Raw genomic sequence first — 20,595 nt, 5'->3', positions numbered from 1 at the left:
CCCCGCAGGAACGAACAAGGAGGCAGTAGATGGCAGGCGAAACCACTATTACGGTCATCGGTAATCTCACCAATGACCCCGAACTGAGGTTCACACCGTCAGGTTCGGCAGTAGCGAATTTCACCATCGCTTCTACGCCCCGCACCTTCGATCGCCAGTCGAATGAGTGGAAGGACGGGGAAACCCTGTTCCTCCGCGCCTCGGTCTGGCGTGAAGCAGCCGAAAACGTCGCGGAATCCCTTACCAAGGGCATGCGCGTTATCGTCAACGGCCGTTTGAAGAGCCGTTCCTACGAAACCAAAGAAGGCGAAAAGCGCACCGTTATCGAGCTCGAAGTCGATGAAATCGGCCCGAGCCTGCGCTACGCCAACGCCAAGGTCAACCGCACCCAGCGCTCCGGCGGTCAGGGTGGCCAGGGTGGCTTCGGCGGCGGCAACAGCGGCGGTGGATTCGGTGGCGGCCAGGGTGCAAACCAGGGCGGCAACACCGGAGGAACTTGGGGCGGCAACCAGCCCGCAGCGCAGGAAGACCCCTGGGCAACGCCCGGTGTCAGCAATGCGGGCGGCGGCTGGGGCAACGGCCCGGATTCCGAACCTCCCTTCTAACCAATAATTCAGGTCCGGCGCCGGAACCCGCCGGGATGCCTCACGGCTCCCGGGTGAGTGCCGCCGTCGAACCACCACCATCCCGTGGATCAATATCCACGGGCTCCATAGAATAGGAGCTCCACGATGGCTAAGGCTGAACTCCGTAAGCCCAAACCAAAGTCCAACCCCTTGAAGGCCGCTGACATCACCGTCATCGACTACAAGGACGTAGCATTGCTGCGCAAGTTCATCTCCGACCGCGGAAAGATCCGCGCCCGTCGCGTCACCGGCGTCACGGTGCAGGAACAGCGCAAGATCGCCCAGGCAATCAAGAACGCCCGCGAAGTTGCTCTGCTGCCTTACTCCGGCGCTGGCCGCGGCTAAGGAAGGGATTAACTAAAATGGCAAAGCTCATTCTGACCCACGAAGTAACCGGTCTCGGTGCTGCTGGCGACGTTGTCGAGGTCAAGGACGGTTACGCACGTAACTTCCTGCTGCCCCGCGGTTTCGCTCTGACCTGGTCGAAGGGTGGCGAAAAGCAGGTTGAGTCCATCAAGGCTGCCCGCGTTGCCCGCGAGCACGCTTCCTTGGAAGATGCTCAGAAGCAGGCTGCTGCACTCTCCGCCAAGCCGGTCAAGCTCGTTGTCAAGGCTGGCGAGACCGGACGCCTGTTCGGCACCGTCAAGCAGGGCGACGTGGCCGACGCTGTTGAGGCCGCTGGCCTCGGCCGCATCGACAAGCGCAAGGTTGAACTGCCGGCACACATCAAGTCGGTTGGTTCCTACCAGGCCAACGTCCGTCTGCACGACGACGTTGCCGCTGTGATCGAACTCGACGTAGTCGCAGGCAAGTAGTCCCTCCGGCCCTTCGCCAGAGCGCTACGCAGTCCTGAACTGCTGAAGGCCCCCGCATTCGGATTCCGCTTCGGAACCGAACGTGGGGGCCTTTGTCTTTAACGCACGGTTCCCGCTTGAGTCCTAGTCCTGGTGCATCACGGTGGTGGAGTGCCGGTGGCCTGCCCGGATGAGTTCGGCCAGCACCGCCTCGTCCACGTCGTCCAGCTTGTTGACGTACAGGCACCCCGCGCCCACCTTGTGTTTGCCCAGCCGCGGCAGCAGGTCCGCCGCCTCGGGTGCGTAGGTGAGCCCATACAGCGAAAGGCTCCCCTTCCGGGGGGAAAACCCCACAGCGACGGTGTCTCCCTCCCGGCCGCTCTCGTACCGGTAGTGGTAACTTCCGAAGCCAACGATGCTGGGACCCCACATCACGGGTGCCTCCCCGGTGTTTTCCTTCATGAGGGCCAGAAGCCGCAGGCCATCGTTTCGCCGGGCGTCGTTTTCTACGCCGTCCAGGAAATCCTGCACGGACGCGTCGGTTGCCTGGGTCTTGTTATCAGCCATGACGGCAGTCTGGCAGACGCCGCCCGGGTTGTCAGCAGGCCCGCCCGCGGTGCCCCGTCGCTGCGGAATAAACACGAGGATGCGTAGGTTGAGTAGGTAGATGCAAACGCATATACTCTGGATTTACCGTTGACCTTCAGGAGAAAACCGTGGAAACCCGCCGCATAACCGTCCTTTCCGCCGGCCTTGGCGTACCGTCGTCGAGCAGGCTTCTGGCTGACCAGCTGGCGGTCGCAGCCGAACAGCGGCTGGCTGCAGCCGGCTACGCCGTGACCGTGGACGTTGTGGAACTCCGTGACCTCGCGGTGGACATCGCCAACAATTTTGTGACGGGCTATGCGGGCCCGCGCCTGGCCGAAGTCATCGCCGGCGTGGAGGACTCGGACGGCATCATCGCGGTCACGCCAGTCTTCAGTGCCTCGTACAGCGGCCTCTTCAAGTCCTTCATCGATGTCCTGGATCCGAAGTCGCTGGAGGGTAAGGCCGCCCTCCTCGGGGCAACCGGCGGCACCGACCGCCACCAGATGGTCCTGGACTATGCCATGCGTCCCCTGTTCAGCTACCTGCGGACCCGCACAGCGGCCACCGCCGTCTTCGCCGGCCCCCAGGACTGGGGCAACACGGACGACGGCGGTTCGCCCCTTTCGGTGCGGATCGACCGGGCCGCGGATGAGTTCGCGGGGCTGCTGACGGCTGCCGGGCCGCGGCGGAAGCACGAAGCCGCCGAGTCCCTGCCGTTCGAACAGCTGCTGGCCGGAATCTCGAGCGGGCGGTAGGAACAGGGCGCCGGCCCTCAGCAGCCGGCCCGCGGTGGAGGCGCCGAACTTTTCCGGGGCCCTGCTCGTTGTGCCGGACATGAAATGCCCTGTGGATTCAATAGACCTAATCATGAGCGAACGCAGCGGAGTGGAGATCGATTACTGTCCGCAGTGCCGCGGCGTGTGGCTTGACCGCGGCGAGTTGGACAAGATCATCGACAGGGCGGCTGATCTGATGGGTCCGGCCGTGCCGGCTGCGACGGTTGCCCCTCCCGCCCCGGGGCTCATTCCGCCGCCTCTGTACAACAACAACCTGGATCCGCGCCGCGATGACAGGCGTCCCGATGATCGCCGCTATGACGAGCGGCGGGACCGGCCCCGGTACGATCAGCCCGGGCATGACGACCGGCGCTATGACGACCGCAGGCGGCCCAAAAAGAAGGAAGGCTGGCTCGGGGAGCTTTTCGATTTCTGACAACAGGCCCCGGCGGCCCGCATCAGCCGGAGGGCCCCGCGTGCGGGGTCAGGCGGTCTGCCCCAGGCTGGAAGCTCAGTCGTCGAGCAGGGCGATGAACTCCCGGGCCTGCTTCATGGAGATGTCCGAGTGCCGCGTCAGCGCCATTGCCGCCGCTTCCGTGTCGCCGCTTCTGGCCAGCGTGCGGATCCGGCCGTAGATTTCGTCATTCAGCATGTTGCTGCTGACTTCGCGGGTGACATCGCCCTTACTGGCGATGGCCCGGTAGCGGTACGGGAAACGCTCGGGAGCGTCGTCGTCGTCATTCTCCGGCTCCTCAGGGGCCGCTGAGTGGAAGGGCTGCGGATTGGCCGCCAGGGCGCCGACGGCGTCACGCGAGGCCCGTAGGCCCTCTCCTGAGGCTTCGTAGTAGAGCTTGATGGCCGCCATGGCCTGCCCTTGGGCGATCAGGGCGTACAGGCGCCGGTGCTGGTCTTCGGTGAGCTTGGCCGCCGCGGCCCGGGCCAGTTCCACAGGGTCCCCGGGCGGCGTGCTGCCACTGGCCCTGTTGCCGGCGGTGCGGCGTCCGACGGCGCGGGCCACCACGAGGACGCCCGCTCCAACGAGGAGCAGGATCAGAACGGGGATCACTAGCGATTCCATTACTACAGCCGATCTACATAATTCTTGGCGGTCAAGAGATCCGAATGCGTTGCCTGCCGCAGCAACTTGATGGCCTGGAGTTTCTGGCCGCTGCGGGCCATCGACTGGAGCTGCAAGGCGAACTGCGGGTTCAGCTGCCCGCCGGGGAGGACCGGTCCCTGGTAGCCGTGCATGCCCACGCCCGGACTGGAGCCGGCCTGGGCGCGCAGGGCCGCCCGTGCGTGGTCGACCTGCTGCGACTGCTGTTGCTCGTTCTGGCTTGGCCGGGTGGAGGCGTCAACCCGCGCCCGCGCGGCCGTGGCTGCCTTCACCTGGGCAGCGTAGTGAGCCTGCGACCGGAGGGCCAGTTCCAGTTGATAGCGTTCCGCGTCGGAGATGCCGGTGTCCCGTGGTTTCAACGCCGTTGAAACCCCCCAAATCACTGCCACCAGAATGAGGGCAGGCAGCATAACTACTAATACATCGCCCATGAATAGAGCTTATGCCAGTTCACCGTTATCCACAGCATATTCTGACGGGCGCATACAGTCCGGGTGGGTAAACCGTCAATTCGAGCCAGTTGTCGTGGCGTACATCACAATGCGCGTATATTCTGCGTCACTACGCCTCTCCTACTGGCCAGTATCCCCAATGTGAACCTGCAAGCTGTGGATGAACGTTCCCCAAAAGAATCTTTCATCCACAAGCCACTTTGAACGTTTTCGCAGGTCAGGGGCACATTGGCGGCGAAAGTTTTTTGGTATCCACAGGTGACCACACAGGCTGTGCACAAGCAGGGGCCCCTAATCCACAACTTATCCACAGGTGTGCATGTATGTGGGCTTGGTGGCCGGCGGAACGGGTACTAACGTAGCGGGATACCTGTTCTTGGGGCGTTGGTACCTGTTTTCGATAGTCCGGACAGGCCAGTTGCGGGACAACCGGAAACGGACTCGGACGCTCAATTGTGGATAACCTCCGCAAACTGGGGATAACCGGATTAGCGGCCGGAAGGAGCGGACGTCGGCGCTTTGCCGACGCCGGAAAACTGTCAGTGCCTGCTGGTACTACTGGTCCTGCTGCGCAGCGGGGAATTCCGCTGCGCATGGCAGCCCACAGGCAGATAGCTACAGCACCGCCGGCATTGAGAAACCGCCGCGGTACACAATGGAGGACGGCAGCTTTGTCAGTTACGCACCTGGACTCAATCGAGGGCACCCGGAGTTCCGAAGGCAACCGAAAGCCGCCCCAGGACATCCCTGCTGAGCAATCAGTACTCGGCGGCATGATGCTGTCCAAGGACGCCATCGCCGACGTCGTTGAGATCCTGCGCGGCCAGGACTTCTACCGCCCCGCCCACGAGACAATCTACGAGGCCGTGATTGACCTTTATGGCCGCGGCGAGCCTGCCGATGCCGTGACCGTGTCTGATGAGCTGACCAAGCGCGGAGAGATCAACAGGATCGGCGGCCCCGCCTACCTGCACGAGCTCATCCAGACCGTACCTACTGCAGCCAACGCCGGATACTATGCGGAGATCGTTGCCGAGCGTGCCGTCCTGCGGCGGCTGGTAAATGCCGGCACGAAGATCGTCCAGCTGGGTTACGGCTCAGACGGTGAAGTGGAAGACCTTGTCAACCAGGCCCAGGCCGAGATCTACGCCGTGGCCGAACGACGTACGGCTGAGGACTACGTTGTCCTCAAGGACGTCATGGAATCCACTGTGGACGAGATCGAAGCCTCGGGCCACCGCGGCGAAGGCATGACGGGCGTGCCAACGGGCTTTTACGAACTGGATGAGCTCACCCACGGCCTGCACCCGGGGCAGATGATCGTCATCGCCGCCCGCCCGGCCGTCGGTAAGTCCACGTTCGCCCTGGACTTCGCCCGGTCCGCGGCCATCAAGAACAACCTCGCCACGGTGATGTTCTCCCTGGAAATGGGCCGGAACGAAATCGCCATGCGCCTCCTTTCCGCGGAGGCCACCATCGGCCTCCAGGACCTCCGTAAGGGCACCATCAAGGACGAACAATGGTCCAAGATCGCCACCACCATGGGCCGGATGAACGACGCCCCGCTGTTCATTGACGACAGCCCGAACATGTCGCTCATGGAAATCCGCGCCAAGTGCCGCCGGCTCAAGCAGCAGCACGACCTCAAGCTGGTCATCCTTGACTACCTGCAGCTGATGAGCTCCGGTAAGAAGGTCGAATCCCGTCAGCAGGAAGTCTCAGAGTTCTCGCGTGCCCTGAAGCTGCTGGCCAAGGAGCTCCAGGTGCCCGTGATTGCCCTTTCGCAGCTGAACCGTGGCTCCGAACAGCGGCAGGACAAGCGGCCCATGGTCTCGGACCTCCGTGAGTCGGGATCCATCGAGCAGGACGCCGACATGGTTATCCTGCTCCACCGTGAGGACGTCTACGACAAGGAATCGCCGCGCGCCGGCGAGGCGGACATCCTCATCGCCAAACACCGTAACGGCCCCACCAAGGACATTGTGGTGGCGTTCCAGGGGCACTACTCGCGCTTTGCCAACATGGCGGCCGACGCCGGAGGCGGCGGCTTTTAGCCTGCCGGGCTACGTCGCCTGCCCCGCCGTGGCCGTGTCCTGTGCAGTGTCGCGCGCCGCGCCACCGGCCAGCAGGTGGTTTGGCAGCCGGTTTCCAGGTGCCCGGCCCCGGATCTCCAGCAGTTCCCGGGCGTGGGTGTGCAGCCGCTTGTCCTCCTCGGAGACCGGCACCCAGGGCAGAATGGGCACCGAGTTCCCGGCGGCGTCGCGGGCCACCATGACGGTCAGGCAGTAGGTGGTGAGGTTCATCTCCCGGCCCTTGGGATCGCCGGAACGGACGTGCACGGCAATGTGCATCCCCTTGGTGCCGGTGTACACCAGCCGCGCTTCCACTTCCACCACGTGGCCGATCAGCAGCGGACGGTAGAAGCGCACGCCGCCGGAGAACACGGCCACGGTGTCCTTGCCGCAGTACCGCGAAGCGCACACATAGGCGGCCTCGTCGATCCATTTCATGACGATGCCGCCGTGCACCTTGCCGCCCCAGTTCACATCCGTGGGAGCGGCCATAAAACGGAGGACAACCCGTTCGGCGGTTCCGGCGTCCGTGTATTCCTGCGCGTTCATTGCCTGGACGATGTCTTCGCGGACCTTGATCCGTGCCAGGGCGTGGTCGCGCTCTTCGATTTCCTCCGCGGTGGACGGCTCGAACTGCGTGACGGGTACCGGCTTCCCGTCCGGGCCCACGGCCACGAAGATGACCATGCACTGGCTGCGCATCGTGGCCGGGCCGCCTTTGGGGTCGCCGGAGGACACCATCGTCCGGATATGCATGGAGGAGCGCCCGGTGTAGACGATCGTGGCAGTGACCTCCACCATGTCGCCGCTGTTGACCGGATCCGCAAAGTGGATATTGCCCACGTAGGCGGTCACGCAATAGGACTTGGACCAGCCGACGGCGGCAGCGTAAGCAGCCTTGTCAACCCACTCGAGGACCGTTCCGGCGTCCACGGAACCGCTGTGGCCGACGTCGGTGGGGGCCGCTAGGAAGCGGAGGGTCACTGAATTGGCGGCAGTCTCGCTCATGCTGAGAGTTTACTGATGACCCGGCGTACCGCCCGGTCGGAATGACACAAACGCCGCCCCACCCGCCATATGCGGGGTGCGGCGGCGTCCGTTGCCGGGGGAGGCTGTGTTTCCCATCTTCATTCGATTTGATTAGCTAATGAGAATCACTATCATTTAGTTCATGACGAATCCCACTCGACGCCCGTCCCGCTTCTGGCTCCTTCTCCACTCCCCGCTGTCCGCGCCAGCCCGCATCCCGCGGGTGCTCCTGTGGCCCGCCGGCCTCTCGGCGCCCCGGCGACCTGGCGCCTCCCTTCCCCGCCTCTCCGGTGCGGCGGCATTGGCTGCATCGGCTCTCGTACTGAGCGGCTGCGCCGGTGCTGCTCCCGGAAGCGTCGGCGGTGACGCCGCGGGAGCCGGCGCGCAAGCCACGGGGCGGGCTGCCGAGTCCGCCGCCACCCAGGAAGTCCAGGGCCCGGTGCCCAGGCTGGTCATGACGCACGCCGAGGGCATCACGGTGCTGGACGCCGCGTCGCTGGAGGTGGTGGGCGAGGCAGAGCTCGCGGGCTTCAACAGGCTGAACCCCGCGGGCGACGGCCGTCATGTCCTGGTATCGACCGGCAGCGCCTTCCGGGTGTTTGATGCCGGCGTCTGGACCGAAAAGCATGGCGATCACGGGCATTCCTATGCTGCGCCGCCGGCCCTTACGGACACCGCGTTTGAGGCGATCAAGCCCGGCCATGCCGTATTCCATGCCGGCAGGACAGCACTTTTCAGTGACGGTTCGGGAAAAGTTGAAATCTTCGACCCGGCCGGACTGGCGGAAGAAGGCGGGGATCTTCCGGGGACTGATGTCTACACCACGCCGGAAGCCCACCACGGCGTGGCGGTGCCGCTGAAGGACGGCAAGCTGCTGGTAACCCTTGGCGACGATGAGGCGAGGAGGGGAGTCGCCGTCCTCAGTGCCGGGGCGGGCCAGGACCGGACCGAACTGGTGCGCAACGAGGACTGCCCGGGCGTGCATGGCGAGGCATCGGCAGGGCAGGACGCCGTTGTGGTGGGCTGCGAAAACGGGATGCTCATCTACCGCGACGGCCGCATTTCCAAGGTGGCCAGTCCTGACACCTACGGCCGAATGGGGAACCAGGCGGGATCGCCGGAGTCGCCCGTGGTCGTGGGCGACTACAAAGTCGACAGGGAGGCCGAACTGGAGCGTCCAACACGTGTGTCACTCGTGAATACGGACACGGCGACCCTCCGCCTCGTGGAGCTCGGCACCAGCTACTCGTTCCGCTCGCTGGGCAGGGGCCCCGAGGGCGAGGCCCTGGTGCTGGGGACCGACGGTGCCCTGCGGATCATCGATCCGCTGACCGGAAACATCACGTCCACCGTTCCGGTGGTGGAGGCGTGGGAGGAGTCCGAGACGTGGCAGGATCCGCGCCCCACATTGTTCGTGCAGGGCTCCACTGCATACGTCACCGAGCCGGCCCGCCGGGTGATCCATGCCGTGGACCTTGCGTCGGGCGGCGTAAAGAAATCAGCTGAGCTGCCGCACGTGCCCAACGAGTTGACGGGAGTCTCCGGCTAGTATTCCAAGTTTGGAATATTTTTTTGGAGTACCCACGGAAAACGACGCCGGGCCGGCCGCCTCTTGGTGACCGGCCCGGCGTCGTGCGGGTTTTCTTTGTTTCGGGGGACGGCTGCTTAGGCGAGGACGCTGAGCTTCGAGTTGCTGCGGCCGAACAGGGCGCGGTCCACGGCCACCTTGCCCGCGCCGGTCAGGGCAATGGCGAGGGCTCCGGCTGCAAGCAGAAGCACCAGCTCGTAACCGCCCGTGGCGGCGAAAACGCCGGCAGAGGCGTGGACAAGGAACAGGGCGCCGAGCATGTCCAGCGCGAGAAGTGCGGCGAAGATGCGTGTCAGCACCCCGAGGATCAGCGCGATGCCGCCAACAAGCTCGAGAGTGGCGACGGCGGGGGCTGCCAGTTCAGCGGCCGGTACGCCCATCTTGGCGAACGAGGCCTGGGTGCCCGCGATGGTCCACTCATTGAACTTCTGCCAGCCGTGGGCTGCGAAGAGGAATCCAGCTATGACGCGCAGGATAGTGAGTGCTGTGGTGGTCAGTGTGGACTGATTCATAGGAGTTTCACCATTTCGGAGATCGGTGGGACATTGCCGCACGCCCCGTGAGGAACGCGCCATTGAAACTTCAATAATTAACATTGCCAAGAATTAGTTGAAGAGTCAACTAATTGAAGCGGCATGTGACGGGTCTCTCCCGATAGGCTGAATCCGTGCCAGAATCACCCGCCACCGCCGAAGTTGTTCCCGCCGGCCGGAACACCCGGGAAATCCTCCGCCTAGCCGTCCCGGCGTTCGGCGCCCTAATCGCCGAGCCGCTCTTCCTTCTGGCGGACTCGGCCATCGTTGGCCACCTCGGTGTGGCACAACTGGCAGGGGTGGGGCTGGCGTCCGCGGTGCTCCACACGGCCGTTGGCCTCATGGTGTTCCTGGCGTACTCCACCACCCCGGCGGTTGCCCGGGCCATCGGCGAGGGCAAGCTCCCCAAGGCACTGGCGGCAGGCCGGGACGGCGTGTGGCTGGCACTTGTCCTGGGCCTGGTGCTGGCAGCGGCAGGGTTTGCCGGTGCCGAGCTCCTGGTCGACCTGATGGGGGCAACGGGCGATGTCCGCCAGTTCGCCGTCGACTATCTCCGCTGGTCCATGCCCGGACTCGTGGCCATGCTCCTGATTTTCGCCGGCACCGGGGTGCTGCGCGGGCTGCAGGACACGCGGACGCCGCTGGCCGTGGCATCGGCGGGCTTCACCCTGAACATTCTCCTCAACCTGGCCCTCGTCTATGGGCTGAATTGGTCCGTGACCGGTTCCGCCGTGGGCACCAGCATCGCCCAGTGGGCCATGGCCCTGGTGTATCTGGTCATCGTCCAGCGCAATGCCCGCGACCACGGCGTCTCGCTGCGGCCGGACTGGCGGGGAGTGCGGGCCATGACCAAAGTGGGGTCCTGGCTCATGCTGCGGACGCTGAGCCTGCGCATCGCGATCCTCGCAACGGTGCTCGTGGTTACGGCCCAGGGCTCGGTGAACCTGGCCGCCCATCAGCTGGCCATGACCATCTTCACGTTCCTGGCGTTCGCCCTGGATGCCCTGGCCATTGCCGCCCAGGCCCTGATCGGCAAGGAGTTGGGTGCGGCCAACCCTGCCAAAGTGCGCGAGCTGACCCGGACCATGATCCGCTGGGGTGCGGGTTTTGGTGTGGTCACCGGTGTGTTGCTGGCCGTTGCGGCTCCGTGGGCGGGCGGCCTCTTCACGTCCGACGCCGGCGTCCAGTCCGCGCTGATGCTCTCGCTGTGGGTGCTCGCCGTGGGACAGCCGCTCGCCGGCTACGTTTTTGTCCTGGACGGCGTCCTCATTGGTGCCGGTGACGCGAAGTACCTGGCGATCGCCGGCGTCGTAAACCTTGCGGTGTACGTGCCCCTGCTGGTGGCCGTGCGGCTTGCGGCAGTCGACGGCGCCGCCGGCCTCGCCTGGTTGTGGGTTGCCTTTTCGCTGGGCTACATGTCCGCCCGCGCTGTGACCCTGGGCCTGCGGGCAAGGACCGACAAGTGGATGGTCCTGGGTTCGTCCCAGGCCGGTTCCCGGGGCTGACCAGCCGGTTCGGCTGCGCGGTTCGCGTGCCGGGTTCGCGTGGAATCCGCTGCGCACTAAACTGGACGCGTGACCCTCCCCGCATCTCCTGCCGATCCTGCTGCCCTCACCGCTCCCGCCGCGGACCTGTGGAAGCCGGTGCTCACCAGGGCGGTGGTAGCCCTTGCCTTCGGCGCGGTGACCGTGTTCTGGGCGGCGCCGTCGGCATCCGAAATGGGCTGGGCGGGCGGCCTCTACCTGCTGGCCACCGGTGTGACGCTGCTGCGCGGTATCGGGCAGTTTGGCATTGCAGCCAAGCAGCCGGCCGGCAAAGCCATGGCCGCAGCCGGCGCTGCCATGACCGGGGCCGGTGTTGCCGTGGTGTTCCTGGGCGGTGAACTGGTGTTCGGCGTCATCGCGGCACTTGGCCTGGGCCTGCTGGGGGCAGCGGAACTCTACCTGGGAATCCTGTACCGCGGCCGCAGCGTCCTGGCGCGCGACTGGATGGCCTCAGGCGTGATCGGCCTGGGAACTGCTGTGGCCCTGCCGTTCTTCATCAGCCTCGGAGCGCATGCCCTGCTGGGGGTGGCCGGCGGCGGGGCGATCATTTCCGGCGTTCTTTGGATCTTGGCTGCCCTGACCCTGCGGCACGATGCGCAGACCGTTTCCAGTGAGGCCGTAAACTAGTATGGAACGGTTCTACTTCGTGTAGAACAATCGCTTGACTAAAGGCGGCAGGGCCCCGGCCGTGCCGCACGGGAGGAAACACCTTGGCACACCAGAAACCAGGAGAACCGCGCAATCTGCGGACCTCGGTCAGGGGACCCCTCATGTTCTCCGCATTCTGGGCTGTCCTGGCGTTCTTTGCCGTGCTGATCTTCGCCTCCGGGGGCAGCTCCCGGGCTCCCCGTTTCGATCTCGCCTTCACCGGTGCCGGCATTGCATTCATCGTGACCCTGGTCATCGCCGCCATGCTCTCGATGAGCTACAAGGACAACCCCGACCACCTGGGCAAGGGTTCCGGTGTCAATCTGAGTTCGAAAAAGTCCTCCGGGCACGGCGGCTACTCCGCACGTCCGGAGTCCCAGGCCCCGGGGACGCCGGATTCCGCGCCCGGCGCCGACCCCCGCTAGATCTTCGGGCGCCGGTTCCGGCCGGCGCGGTTTCCTATGACGCCGCCTTCCGCGCACGGTAAGCGGCCACATGCGCCCGGTTGGCGCAGTTCCCGGTATCGCAATACCGCTTGGACCGGTTCCGGCTGAGGTCGAGCACCACGGCGTCGCAATCTTCCGCGGCGCAGACCAGCATCCGGTCCATCTCCTTGCTGCGGATCACATCCACCAGTGCCATGGCGGCTTCGGTGCTCATTCTGTCCGCCAAAGGGGCTTCCCGCGTGGTGGCGTGCAGATGCCAGTCCCATTCATCGTGCTTGATCAGCTGCGGCAGGGCACTGGCGTCGCGGAGCAGCCGGTTGACTGTTTCGACGGCCGAGTCCTCATCCATGGTCCAGAGTTCGGTGAGTTGGCCCCGCAGTTTATGGACGCTGGCCAGTTCAGCCGCGTCCCGGGCCCTCGCGCCGGAGAACCCTTCCTCGTGGAGAAAGCGGTCCAAATCCCCGACCGTTGCGAGGTGCTCTTCGCCGTTGGCGGCGCTGTTGATCAGTCTCACCACGGTACGGAGTGCAACCTCAGTGTCAGGGGCAAATACCATCTTGACTCCTTACAGGGTCCGGGCGTAATGTCATGACCATTACCCCACTTTACTCCTGACAGGAGGCAGCCGTGCCTGCCGTACGCAAACGCGCCGAAGCGTCCGTCGAGGGCGCCGTTTCCCGGCCCGGCGCCACCCGCGGTCCCGCTGCCGGCTTTCTGGCGTCCGGGCTCGGCGTTGCGCTGTTCTCCTCGGCGGTTTTCGGACTTTCCGGATCATTTGCGAAAGCCCTGCTCGAAACCGGCTGGACGCCCGGCGCCGCCGTGACGGCACGCCTCACCGGAGCGGCGATAATCCTCGCCGTCCCGGCCGTCCCAGCCCTGCGCGGCCGCTGGAACCAGCTGAAGGACAACTGGCTGACCATACTGCTGTTCGGCCTGATCGGCGTGGCGGCCTGCCAGCTTTTCTACTTCAACGCCGTGGCGCGGCTGTCTGTAGGCGTTGCCCTGCTCCTTGAGTATCTGGCCCCGGTGATCATTGTGCTTTGGCTGTGGGCGGCCAGCCGCCGGCGGCCGCGCCCCCTGACTATTGCGGGAACGCTGTTTTCGCTGGGCGGACTGATCCTGGTACTGGACCTGACAGGTGCAGTGAAGATTGATTTCGTCGGTGTCCTCTGGGGAATCGCCGCTGCTGTCTGCCTGGCCATCTACTTCTTCATCACGGCCAAGGAAAATGACACGCTGCCGCCGATTGTCCTGGCGTCCGGCGGCCTGATGGTGGGTGCAGCAGTGATGTGGCTGGCCGCAGCCACGGGCCTTCTGCCCATGGCCTTCAGCACGGCGGACACCAAGCTGGGGCCGTGGGTCACGCCGTGGTGGGTTTCGCTGGGCGGCCTGATTGTCCTGGCCACGGTCCTTGCCTACGTTTCCGGCATTGTTGCCGCACGGGCGCTGGGTTCCAAAGTGGCGTCCTTCGTGTCGCTCACCGAAGTGCTCTTCGCCGTTATCTGGGCGTGGCTCCTGCTCGGTGAACTCCCCGGTCCCATCCAGCTCCTCGGCGGGGTGCTGATTGTCGGCGGTGTGGTTCTGGTCCGGGTGGACGAACTCCGGGGTTCGCGGGCGGCAGCCGCCGCTGCGGGCGGCTCCGTTTCGGAAAGCGCGGCAACGCCGGCGCCGCTGGATCACGCGAACGACGTCGAGCCGGTCCCCTAAGCAGCGGCACGCCGTGCCGGCATCTCGGTCCGGTAACAGCCGGACACCCCGGACGCACGGATGCCCCGGACGCTGTGTGGCGTCCGGGGCATCCGGCATGTTGTCGGTACTTCCTCGGAATCCGTCCCTGGCGGGAGTCGGCCTTCCTAGCGGGAAGCCTCTTCCTGCTGGGAAGCGTTCTTGGTAGCCTGCTTGCCGGCTTCCTGCAGCGCCTGTGCCACCTTGGCCAGGGCCGTCACGTGCGAACCGGACCACTCGCTGCGGAACTTGTCAGCGTCCGGACCCTTCCAGTCAGTGCCGTCAAGAGCCTTCGACAGCTGCGACTTCTGCTTCTCAATCTCGGACGAACCAGCCTGCAGCTTGGTTCCGAGCGCCTTGAGCTGAGCAATGTCTGCGCCCCAAATAGCCATTAGTTATCTCCTTTAGTCAACGGACCCGATCCGATCGGCTCCCCAGCGGCCCCCGGCTCATCCGGAAGATCCATTACCTAGAACCTATCCCGCGGCCCAACCGATCGTCGATGGGCACCGCTCCCCATGCAGCTCTCCCCACGTGCGGAAGACGTCAAGCAGCCCATGGTAGGGGGTCGATCCCAGGCGTTCCAGAGCCTAGCATGGGCTTATGTGCCGGAATATCCGAACTCTCCACAACTTTGAACCGCACGCCACCTCCGAGGAGGTGCACGCCGCCGCCCTGCAGTATGTGCGGAAGGTCAGCGGCAGCACCAAGCCCTCCAAGGCCAATGAGGAGGCCTTTGAGGAGGCCGTGCACGAGATCGCCCACATCACCCAGCACCTGCTTGATTCGCTGGTGACGCATGCCCCGGCCAAGCACCGGGACGAGGAGGCCGCCAAGGCGCGTGCCAGGGCGGCTGTCCGCTTCGGCGCCGCCTAAGCGGCCCGGCCGGTTGGGGATGGCCGGCCGAAGCTGCGGAGCCGCAGCGAGTTGGCCACCACCAACACGGAACTCGCGGCCATCGCAGCGCCGGCGATCATTGGATTCAACAAACCCAGCGCCGCCACCGGAATGCCGACGGCGTTATAGAAGAATGCCCAGAACAGGTTGGTCTTGATGGTGGCCAGCGTCCGCCGGGACAGCTCGATGGCCTGCGCCACCTGTCGCAGATCGTTGCCCATCACGGTGAGGTCCGCCGCTTCGATGGCCACATCCGTGCCCGAGCCCATGGCGACGCCCAGGTCGGCCTGCGCCAGGGCCGCAGCGTCGTTCACCCCGTCGCCGGCCATAGCGACCGTGGCCCCGCCGGCCTGCAGTTTCCGCACGGCGTCGACCTTGCCGGCCGGCAGAACCGCGGCAAACACATCGTCCGGAGCGATGCCGACGACGGCTGCCACCTGAGCAGCCACTGCCGCATTGTCCCCGGTCAGCAGGATCGGCCGGAGGCCCAATTGCCTTAGCCGCGCAATCGCATCAGCCGAGCCCGGCTTGATGCTGTCCCGCAGCGAGACAATCCCTGCGGCCTCCCCGTCCACGGCAACCCAGATGGCAGTGGCCCCGGACTCTTCGGCGGTCCGTAGCGCCTCCATCTGTTCCGTCGTCACAGGTATGCCGTTTTCCCGCAGCCAGCCTGTCCTTCCAGCCGTGACCAGCTGGCCGGCCACCTGGCCGGAAACCCCGCCGCCCGGCGCGGAACGGAAGTGTCCGACGGCGGGAAGCCGCCCGCCGTCGTCGTTCCGGCGCTCCGCGGAAAGCGCAGCAGCCGCGATGGCGTGGGCGATGGGGTGCTCGGAAGCGGCCTCCACTGCCCCGGCAAGGCGCAACACCTCTGCGCTGCTGTAGGTGCCGAAGGCCCGGGTTCCGTCAACGGCAAGACGTCCGGTGGTCACCGTGCCGGTCTTGTCCAGCAGGATGGTGTCGACAGTTCGCGTGTCTTCAAGCACCTGCGGGCCCTTGATCAGAATCCCCAGCTGGGCGCCGCGCCCGGTGCCGGTGAGGAGACCAACCGGAGTGGCCAGGCCCAGGGCGCAGGGGCAGGCGATGACCAGCACCGCCACCGCGGCGGTGAAGGCCGCGCGCCATTCAGCATCCGTGATGGCGGGCCCGGCAATCAGCAGCCATGCGGCGAAGGTGCCGACGGCGATGATCAGCACAATCGGAACGAACACCGCGCTGATGCGGTCCGCGAGGCGTGCGATCGGTGCTTTTCCGGTCTGCGCCTGGGAAACCAGTCGCGCCATCTGGGCCAGTGTGGTTTCCGAGCCGACCCGGGTGGCCCGGACCAGGAGCCGGCCGGACGTGTTGATGGTGGCACCGATGACAATGCTCTCCGGCCCCACTTCGACCGGTACCGACTCACCCGTGACCAGGGAGGCATCCACGGCGGAGGCGCCGTCGATCACCACGCCGTCGGTGGCGATCTTCTCACCGGGGCGGACCACCATGACGTCGCCAACCGCCAGCTGATCGGCCGGAATCCTCAGCTCCGCGCCGTCTGCCAGCACCGTGGCATCTTTCGCACCGAGGTTCAGCAGCGCCTTGAGGGCGTCGCCCGCTTTCTGCTTGGCGTTTGCTTCCAGGTAGCGGCCCAGGAGAAGGAAGGTTGTGACCACGGAGGCCACCTCGAAGTACAGGCCACCCGACCCCATTTCCATGCCCGGGTGTTCGGTCATGCGAGGATCGGCCAGCAACTGCCAGGCAGAGAACAGGTAGGCGGCAACGACGCCGATGGAGACCAGGGTGTCCATTGTTGAGGCGAAGTGCCGTGCGTTGATGGCCGCGGCGCGGTGGAAGGGCCAGGCCGCCCAGCTCACGACGGGCAAAGCCAGGGCGCCCACAACCCAGCCCCAGTCGGCGAACTGGAACGCCGGGAACATCGAGATCACGAACACCGGGACCGTAAGAACGGCTGCGACGGTCAGTCTCGGCTTGAGTTGGGCGGCGGCGCCACCGTGAGCTATGTGGTCAGCAGGCGCGGCGCCACCGGAGCCAGGCGCAGCGGTTTCGTGGCCGGAACCTTGGCTCGGGTAGCGCGGGGGGCGGATCTTTGCCTTGTAGCCTGCCGCTTCCACTGTGGCTGTGATCTGGTCGTCGGTGATGCCGGCCGGGACCGTGACCTGGGCGGACTCGAGGGGCAGATTTACCGAGGCTTCCACGCCGTCGAGCTTTCCGAGCTTGCGTTCCACGCGGCTGACGCAGGAAGCGCACGTCATGCCTTCGATGTCCAGTTCGATCACGCGGTTTCCCGGCTGGTGCAGCAATTGCTCGTTACTCACAGGGTGTCCTCTGTCCTGGTGGGGTGGGCGGGTCAGGCTTCGTTGGCCACCACGAGATAGCCGGCCTCAGCCACTGCTTCCCCGATTTCGGAGCGCGAGAGCGCTTTTTCGGACGTGATGGTGACGGTGGAAATTCCACCTGCGTTGAGGTCGACGTCGATCGCTTCCACGCCTTCCAGCGCTTCGAGTTCTTCGCTTACGGAGGACACGCAGTGTCCGCAGGTCATGCCGGACACGTTGACGGTGGTGGATACGGGGCTCATGGTTGCTCCTTTTTCTCGGCGGTGCCGGTGGTGCCGGACTGACCCGGTTGGATCAGCCGGAAGGTGTGGCGGGCGGGGTTGGGTTTACCGCAGCAGGCGCCCGATGGCATCGGTGGCCTCTTTGACCTTGAAGTCGATGGTTTCCGCGCGGAGTACAGGGTCCGGCTCAGAGGCGGCTCCGACGACGCAGTGGCCAATGTGCTCCTCGACGAGGCCGAGACTCACCGCGTGCAGGGCCTTATTTACCGCGGCAACCTGGGTCAGGATGTCGATGCAGTACTTGTCCTCATCCACCATCCGGGCGATTCCGCGGACCTGGCCCTCGATGCGTTTAAGCCTGCGCAGGTACGCGTCCTTGTTTGAGGTGTAGCCGTGCTGCGGGACGGATTCGGTGTCCGCAAACCCGGTGGCGGCGTCTTCAGGTGAGTCCATATACTCAACATATACCCCTAAGGGGTATAAAACAAGTACCCCCTGGGGGTATACCGCGAGTCTCCGGTTTGCGTCGCTGCGCTTTTGCGGTGCGGGTTCAGGGCCTCGGTTCAGGGGGCTCCGCAGGAAGCCCGCTGCGCCCGATGCTGCCGATGCCCAGGAGGGACGTGGCGGCGACGGCCGCGGCGAGAACTCCGAGTCCCAGGGGCAGCGCGGAAGCTGTGGCGACGACACCCACCAGGAGGGGGCCGCCGGCGTCGCCGAGTTCCCGTCCCAGCTCGGCTGATCCCATGGTCCGGCCCAGCCGCTCGGGCGGGGTGGTGGCGGCGAGGTGCGCGAAGCCCAGCGGTGTTGCGGTGCCGATGCCCACACCGATGGCCGCAGCCGAGGCGAAGATGGTGACCGGCCCGGGAAGCAACGCCACGGCTGCGATTCCCGCCGCCGTCAGCAGTAGTCCGGCTGTCATCCCCGGTCCGTCAGGGAGCCGGCCCTGATCGCGCAGGCGGCCGATCCACGGCTGTGTCGCGGCGGACGTGAGGGCCAGCAGGCTGACGGCGGCCACGGCGGCGACGGGGTCCAGGCCGTGCCGGGTGGCCAGTGCGGGAAGGAATCCGATGGCAGTGCCCAGGGCGCCGGTGGCCGCCGCCAGGACCAGCGTGGGAACAAGGAAACTGCGGTGCGTGACCTGGCGGGCTAGGTCCAACACCGTGTACCGGGGCCGCGGCAGAGGGTCCAGCCGGGGCAGCGCCGCCATCGCCCACACTGCGGTGGCTGCCGCGAGGATGCCAAGGGCGGCGAAGAGGAGGGGAAAGCCGCCCAGGAAAATCAGCGCCGCGCCGATCAGGGGACCTGCGACATAGCCGAGGCTTTTCCACGAACCGTAGCGGCCAAAGTATGTGCCGGCGCTGCGGCCGGCAAGCCTCGCCACCATCGCGGAGGAGGCCGGTGAAAAGGCCGAGGCGGCGGCGCCCTGGCCAATACGGGCGAGGCCGAGCATGAGGGGGTTCGCCCCCCACAGCCCGATCAGCGACATCAGGGCGAAGGCCAGGAGCCCCGCCACGACTACCGGCTTGGTGCCGATGCGGTCACTCAGGGCTCCGAACACGGGTTTTAGCACCACCTCCGCCAGATCATAGACGGCCAGGAGGATACCCAGGTTGAGCAGGCTCAGCCCGATGTCACCGCTGTGGGCGCCCATTCCGGCGGCGATGCTGTGTGCGCCGAAGGCTGTGACGAAGCCGGCCGCGTACAGCGGGGCGGTCACCGCAGGTGTTGCGGTCGGGGAGTGGCTTGGCGCTGAGGTCACGGGATTGCTCCTGAGGGGCGACCGGGGCCACACGGGAAATCCGGCCGGACATTAAAAAGCTCCGGAGTGCGTTATTGGGGGATACGCACTCCGGAGCAGCTTTTGGGGCAGGTCCAACATCTTCCTGCGAAATCCAGCATACTTGGCGGCCGCGGTGAGCGCCACCACCCTGAATAACTACTTTCGCTTTAGTTTCACAGGGTCTTTCGTCCCGACTTTCCTAGGTTGCTCTTCCGGGGCCGAGACTGAGCTGCGCGGCATGGAAGTCAAAGTGCAGGATGGGATAGGCATAGACGTCCGCCACGGACATCCAGGGCGTGAAGAAGGGGTCCCAGCGGTCGGGAAAGGACATTCCCCGGGCCATTGACGCAACTGACTCGCCCTCCAGCCGCCGCTCGAGTGACCGCGTGACCCGTCGGAGCTTCGCCGCCATCCGCTTCCGGTTGAACACCCGGGCCGCTGCTTTGGAGCCCAGGTAATTGACGACGTCGAACGGCGCAGTTCCGGCGTTGAGGATTCGCGCGAATCCCCTGCTAAATGGGGCTGGAAGGGCTGCGAATATGCGAACCAGGGGCAGCAGCGCCTGCACCACCATGTAGCCGAAGACCATGTGGAAAAGCAGCTCCTCATTGGTCCAGCGGGTGCCCGCGCTGCGGCGGCGGAGGTCGGCGTCGGACGCCGCGGCCAACCATAGCTCCAGTTCCCTGCAGTTGCGCCCGTAGCCGTGATGAATGGTGCCCGGAGTGGCCGTCACTCCGGTTCGTCCCGGTGGGCACCCATGCGGGCGGGCACTACGAGGACGGGGCGGTCCTGGTGGTGGCTCAGCCACGCGGCTACTGAACCGTTAAGGGCAGCCGAGATGCGGTGCCCCAGTCCGCGCTCGGGCGTGCCAACGATAATCATGGAGGCGTTGGCCTCTGCGGCCACGCGTCCCAAGGCGCGGGCAGGGTCTCCGGCCAGGACCCGGAGTGTCCACTCAACGGACTTCCCGGCGCAGGCTGCGCCAACAACCGCGCGCAGCTCTTCGCTCACGGCGCGGACATCAGCGTCGTCCTTGTCAGGGTGCAGGGACAGCCGGTGCGCGGAACGCGCAGGGTCCCACTCGACCAGGTAGCTTGCCTCATCCACGTAGGCGCACAGCAAGGGGAGGCCCATCTTTTCCGCCAGGCCGCTGGCGGAGCGCAGCACCTCCGCATGCTGGCCGGGCAGCACCCCGACCACCAAGGGGGGAGGCCCGCTGAAGCGTTCAGGAGACATACTCCATTGTGGCCCCGTGTGCAGCGCTTGAACAGCGCTTGGCAACCGCTTCCAGGCGGCCAGGCCACGGCTGCGTCAGAGCCCGTTCCACTCCCGTACCGGCATGGTTCAGGCGTGGGTGGGTTCTTCCACCAAGGCGGTGGCGATGCTGTCCGCGTCGTCCAGGGCGGCCAGGTAGCGTTCGGCG

The 20,595-nt window shown here is 65.7% G+C and carries 25 protein-coding genes; 12 read left to right on the top strand and 13 right to left on the bottom strand.

Features of this window, described 5'->3' with window-relative positions:
- Positions 1–29: 29 nt before the first annotated feature.
- The 3 genes from CXQ91_RS14220 (at position 30) to rplI (ending at position 1,441) form a co-directional block, all read left to right on the top strand.
- Entirely contained in the window at positions 30–605 is a 576-nt protein-coding gene (locus CXQ91_RS14220; RefSeq protein ID WP_104174567.1) for a single-stranded DNA-binding protein, read from the top strand.
- A 126-nt stretch (positions 606–731) separates the two neighbouring features.
- Positions 732–971 (top strand): 30S ribosomal protein S18, encoded by a 240-nt coding sequence (rpsR, locus tag CXQ91_RS14215; protein WP_003800144.1) that lies wholly within the window; start codon positions 732–734, stop codon positions 969–971.
- A 17-nt stretch (positions 972–988) separates the two neighbouring features.
- Positions 989–1,441: a 50S ribosomal protein L9 gene (gene rplI / locus CXQ91_RS14210; RefSeq protein ID WP_011693939.1), complete on the top strand. Its 453-nt coding sequence runs from the start codon at positions 989–991 to the stop codon at positions 1,439–1,441.
- A gap of 123 nt (positions 1,442–1,564) precedes the next feature.
- Here rplI and CXQ91_RS14205 read toward each other — a convergent pair whose 3' ends face one another.
- Entirely contained in the window at positions 1,565–1,987 is a 423-nt protein-coding gene (locus CXQ91_RS14205) for a DUF1801 domain-containing protein (protein ID WP_104174566.1), read from the bottom strand.
- Positions 1,988–2,136: 149 nt separating this feature from the next.
- Here CXQ91_RS14205 and CXQ91_RS14200 point away from each other — a divergent pair, with 149 nt between their 5' ends.
- Positions 2,137–2,763 (top strand): FMN reductase, encoded by a 627-nt coding sequence (locus CXQ91_RS14200; protein WP_104174565.1) that lies wholly within the window; start codon positions 2,137–2,139, stop codon positions 2,761–2,763.
- A 79-nt stretch (positions 2,764–2,842) separates the two neighbouring features.
- Positions 2,843–3,220 carry a zf-TFIIB domain-containing protein gene (locus tag CXQ91_RS14195; protein WP_104174699.1) on the top strand — a complete coding sequence of 126 codons (378 nt, stop codon included), beginning with the start codon at positions 2,843–2,845 and terminating at the stop codon, positions 3,218–3,220.
- A 75-nt stretch (positions 3,221–3,295) separates the two neighbouring features.
- Here CXQ91_RS14195 and CXQ91_RS14190 read toward each other — a convergent pair whose 3' ends face one another.
- Together CXQ91_RS14190 and CXQ91_RS14185 are read right to left on the bottom strand one after the other, a co-directional pair.
- Entirely contained in the window at positions 3,296–3,862 is a 567-nt protein-coding gene (locus CXQ91_RS14190) for a hypothetical protein (protein ID WP_104174564.1), read from the bottom strand.
- A 2-nt stretch (positions 3,863–3,864) separates the two neighbouring features.
- Positions 3,865–4,332 carry a hypothetical protein gene (locus CXQ91_RS14185; protein WP_104174563.1) on the bottom strand — a complete coding sequence of 156 codons (468 nt, stop codon included), beginning with the start codon at positions 4,330–4,332 and terminating at the stop codon, positions 3,865–3,867.
- A gap of 692 nt (positions 4,333–5,024) precedes the next feature.
- On the opposite strand from CXQ91_RS14185, the gene dnaB reads away from it, so the two are divergent.
- Positions 5,025–6,407, top strand: coding sequence for a replicative DNA helicase (gene dnaB, locus CXQ91_RS14180; protein ID WP_104174562.1), 1,383 nt, complete (start codon positions 5,025–5,027; stop codon positions 6,405–6,407).
- Between the two features lie 9 nt (positions 6,408–6,416).
- On the opposite strand, the gene CXQ91_RS14175 is transcribed toward dnaB, so the two are convergent.
- On the bottom strand, positions 6,417–7,433 hold the full coding sequence (locus tag CXQ91_RS14175; protein ID WP_104174561.1) for an acyl-CoA thioesterase: 1,017 nt from the start codon (positions 7,431–7,433) through the stop codon (positions 6,417–6,419).
- A 163-nt stretch (positions 7,434–7,596) separates the two neighbouring features.
- On the opposite strand from CXQ91_RS14175, the gene aztD reads away from it, so the two are divergent.
- Positions 7,597–9,003: a zinc metallochaperone AztD gene (gene aztD, locus CXQ91_RS14170; RefSeq protein ID WP_258073988.1), complete on the top strand. Its 1,407-nt coding sequence runs from the start codon at positions 7,597–7,599 to the stop codon at positions 9,001–9,003.
- A 116-nt stretch (positions 9,004–9,119) separates the two neighbouring features.
- On the opposite strand, the gene CXQ91_RS14165 is transcribed toward aztD, so the two are convergent.
- Positions 9,120–9,554 (bottom strand): DoxX family protein, encoded by a 435-nt coding sequence (locus CXQ91_RS14165; RefSeq protein WP_104174559.1) that lies wholly within the window; start codon positions 9,552–9,554, stop codon positions 9,120–9,122.
- Between the two features lie 155 nt (positions 9,555–9,709).
- On the opposite strand from CXQ91_RS14165, the gene CXQ91_RS14160 reads away from it, so the two are divergent.
- From CXQ91_RS14160 to CXQ91_RS14150, 3 genes are all read left to right on the top strand, one after another.
- On the top strand, positions 9,710–11,080 hold the full coding sequence (locus CXQ91_RS14160) for an MATE family efflux transporter (protein ID WP_104174558.1): 1,371 nt from the start codon (positions 9,710–9,712) through the stop codon (positions 11,078–11,080).
- 69 nt (positions 11,081–11,149) lie between these two features.
- Positions 11,150–11,746, top strand: a complete 597-nt coding sequence (locus CXQ91_RS14155) for a hypothetical protein (RefSeq protein WP_181038892.1) — start codon at positions 11,150–11,152, stop codon at positions 11,744–11,746.
- A gap of 83 nt (positions 11,747–11,829) precedes the next feature.
- The gene (locus CXQ91_RS14150) at positions 11,830–12,192 is read left to right on the top strand and encodes a hypothetical protein (RefSeq protein ID WP_104174557.1); all 363 of its coding nucleotides are present in this window, start codon (positions 11,830–11,832) and stop codon (positions 12,190–12,192) included.
- 34 nt (positions 12,193–12,226) lie between these two features.
- Here the strand turns inward: CXQ91_RS14150 and CXQ91_RS14145 are convergent, their stop codons facing one another.
- Positions 12,227–12,769, bottom strand: a complete 543-nt coding sequence (locus tag CXQ91_RS14145) for a CGNR zinc finger domain-containing protein (RefSeq protein ID WP_104174556.1) — start codon at positions 12,767–12,769, stop codon at positions 12,227–12,229.
- A 158-nt stretch (positions 12,770–12,927) separates the two neighbouring features.
- Between CXQ91_RS14145 and CXQ91_RS14140 the strand changes: the two genes are divergently transcribed.
- Positions 12,928–13,920, top strand: a complete 993-nt coding sequence (locus CXQ91_RS14140) for a DMT family transporter (RefSeq protein ID WP_104174697.1) — start codon at positions 12,928–12,930, stop codon at positions 13,918–13,920.
- A 146-nt stretch (positions 13,921–14,066) separates the two neighbouring features.
- On the opposite strand, the gene CXQ91_RS14135 is transcribed toward CXQ91_RS14140, so the two are convergent.
- The gene (locus tag CXQ91_RS14135; protein ID WP_104172623.1) at positions 14,067–14,330 is read right to left on the bottom strand and encodes a hypothetical protein; all 264 of its coding nucleotides are present in this window, start codon (positions 14,328–14,330) and stop codon (positions 14,067–14,069) included.
- Positions 14,331–14,541: 211 nt separating this feature from the next.
- On the opposite strand from CXQ91_RS14135, the gene CXQ91_RS14130 reads away from it, so the two are divergent.
- Positions 14,542–14,814, top strand: a complete 273-nt coding sequence (locus CXQ91_RS14130) for a DUF2277 domain-containing protein (RefSeq protein ID WP_104174555.1) — start codon at positions 14,542–14,544, stop codon at positions 14,812–14,814.
- Here CXQ91_RS14130 and CXQ91_RS14125 read toward each other — a convergent pair.
- The 6 genes from CXQ91_RS14125 to CXQ91_RS14100 form a co-directional block, all read right to left on the bottom strand.
- On the bottom strand, positions 14,811–17,150 hold the full coding sequence (locus CXQ91_RS14125) for a cation-translocating P-type ATPase (RefSeq protein ID WP_104174554.1): 2,340 nt from the start codon (positions 17,148–17,150) through the stop codon (positions 14,811–14,813). The genes CXQ91_RS14130 and CXQ91_RS14125 overlap by 4 nt on opposite strands.
- 32 nt (positions 17,151–17,182) lie before the next feature.
- Positions 17,183–17,413: a heavy-metal-associated domain-containing protein gene (locus CXQ91_RS14120; RefSeq protein WP_104174553.1), complete on the bottom strand. Its 231-nt coding sequence runs from the start codon at positions 17,411–17,413 to the stop codon at positions 17,183–17,185.
- Between the two features lie 84 nt (positions 17,414–17,497).
- Entirely contained in the window at positions 17,498–17,845 is a 348-nt protein-coding gene (locus tag CXQ91_RS14115; RefSeq protein ID WP_104174552.1) for a metal-sensitive transcriptional regulator, read from the bottom strand.
- 97 nt (positions 17,846–17,942) lie between these two features.
- Entirely contained in the window at positions 17,943–19,151 is a 1,209-nt protein-coding gene (locus CXQ91_RS14110; protein WP_104174551.1) for an MFS transporter, read from the bottom strand.
- 220 nt (positions 19,152–19,371) lie between these two features.
- Positions 19,372–19,905, bottom strand: a complete 534-nt coding sequence (locus CXQ91_RS14105; protein WP_104174550.1) for a DinB family protein — start codon at positions 19,903–19,905, stop codon at positions 19,372–19,374.
- Positions 19,902–20,408, bottom strand: coding sequence for a universal stress protein (locus tag CXQ91_RS14100; RefSeq protein WP_104174549.1), 507 nt, complete (start codon positions 20,406–20,408; stop codon positions 19,902–19,904). Before CXQ91_RS14100 ends, CXQ91_RS14105 begins: the two co-directional genes overlap by 4 nt.
- Positions 20,409–20,595 lie beyond the last annotated feature (187 nt).

It is taken from the genome of Arthrobacter sp. Y81 (assembly GCF_002929335.1).
GTDB lineage: Bacteria > Actinomycetota > Actinomycetes > Actinomycetales > Micrococcaceae > Arthrobacter.
This window is presented reverse-complemented; position numbering and strand designations above follow the sequence as displayed.

What these genes read in the sequence shown, in the direction of transcription:
- aztD (WP_258073988.1), top strand. Translation starts at nt 7,597, where the DNA reads ATGACGAATCCCACTCGACGCCCGTCCCGCTTCTGGCTCCTTCTCCAC.
- CXQ91_RS14135 (WP_104172623.1), bottom strand. Translation starts at nt 14,330, where the DNA reads ATGGCTATTTGGGGCGCAGACATTGCTCAGCTCAAGGCGCTCGGAACC.
- CXQ91_RS14185 (WP_104174563.1), bottom strand. Translation starts at nt 4,332, where the DNA reads ATGGGCGATGTATTAGTAGTTATGCTGCCTGCCCTCATTCTGGTGGCA.
- CXQ91_RS14100 (WP_104174549.1), bottom strand. Translation starts at nt 20,408, where the DNA reads ATGTCTCCTGAACGCTTCAGCGGGCCTCCCCCCTTGGTGGTCGGGGTG.
- CXQ91_RS14205 (WP_104174566.1), bottom strand. Translation starts at nt 1,987, where the DNA reads ATGGCTGATAACAAGACCCAGGCAACCGACGCGTCCGTGCAGGATTTC.
- CXQ91_RS14130 (WP_104174555.1), top strand. Translation starts at nt 14,542, where the DNA reads ATGTGCCGGAATATCCGAACTCTCCACAACTTTGAACCGCACGCCACC.
- rplI (WP_011693939.1), top strand. Translation starts at nt 989, where the DNA reads ATGGCAAAGCTCATTCTGACCCACGAAGTAACCGGTCTCGGTGCTGCT.
- CXQ91_RS14195 (WP_104174699.1), top strand. Translation starts at nt 2,843, where the DNA reads ATGAAATGCCCTGTGGATTCAATAGACCTAATCATGAGCGAACGCAGC.
- rpsR (WP_003800144.1), top strand. Translation starts at nt 732, where the DNA reads ATGGCTAAGGCTGAACTCCGTAAGCCCAAACCAAAGTCCAACCCCTTG.
- CXQ91_RS14115 (WP_104174552.1), bottom strand. Translation starts at nt 17,845, where the DNA reads ATGGACTCACCTGAAGACGCCGCCACCGGGTTTGCGGACACCGAATCC.
- CXQ91_RS14190 (WP_104174564.1), bottom strand. Translation starts at nt 3,862, where the DNA reads ATGGAATCGCTAGTGATCCCCGTTCTGATCCTGCTCCTCGTTGGAGCG.
- CXQ91_RS14145 (WP_104174556.1), bottom strand. Translation starts at nt 12,769, where the DNA reads ATGGTATTTGCCCCTGACACTGAGGTTGCACTCCGTACCGTGGTGAGA.
- CXQ91_RS14175 (WP_104174561.1), bottom strand. Translation starts at nt 7,433, where the DNA reads ATGAGCGAGACTGCCGCCAATTCAGTGACCCTCCGCTTCCTAGCGGCC.
- CXQ91_RS14220 (WP_104174567.1), top strand. Translation starts at nt 30, where the DNA reads ATGGCAGGCGAAACCACTATTACGGTCATCGGTAATCTCACCAATGAC.
- CXQ91_RS14120 (WP_104174553.1), bottom strand. Translation starts at nt 17,413, where the DNA reads ATGAGCCCCGTATCCACCACCGTCAACGTGTCCGGCATGACCTGCGGA.
- CXQ91_RS14165 (WP_104174559.1), bottom strand. Translation starts at nt 9,554, where the DNA reads ATGAATCAGTCCACACTGACCACCACAGCACTCACTATCCTGCGCGTC.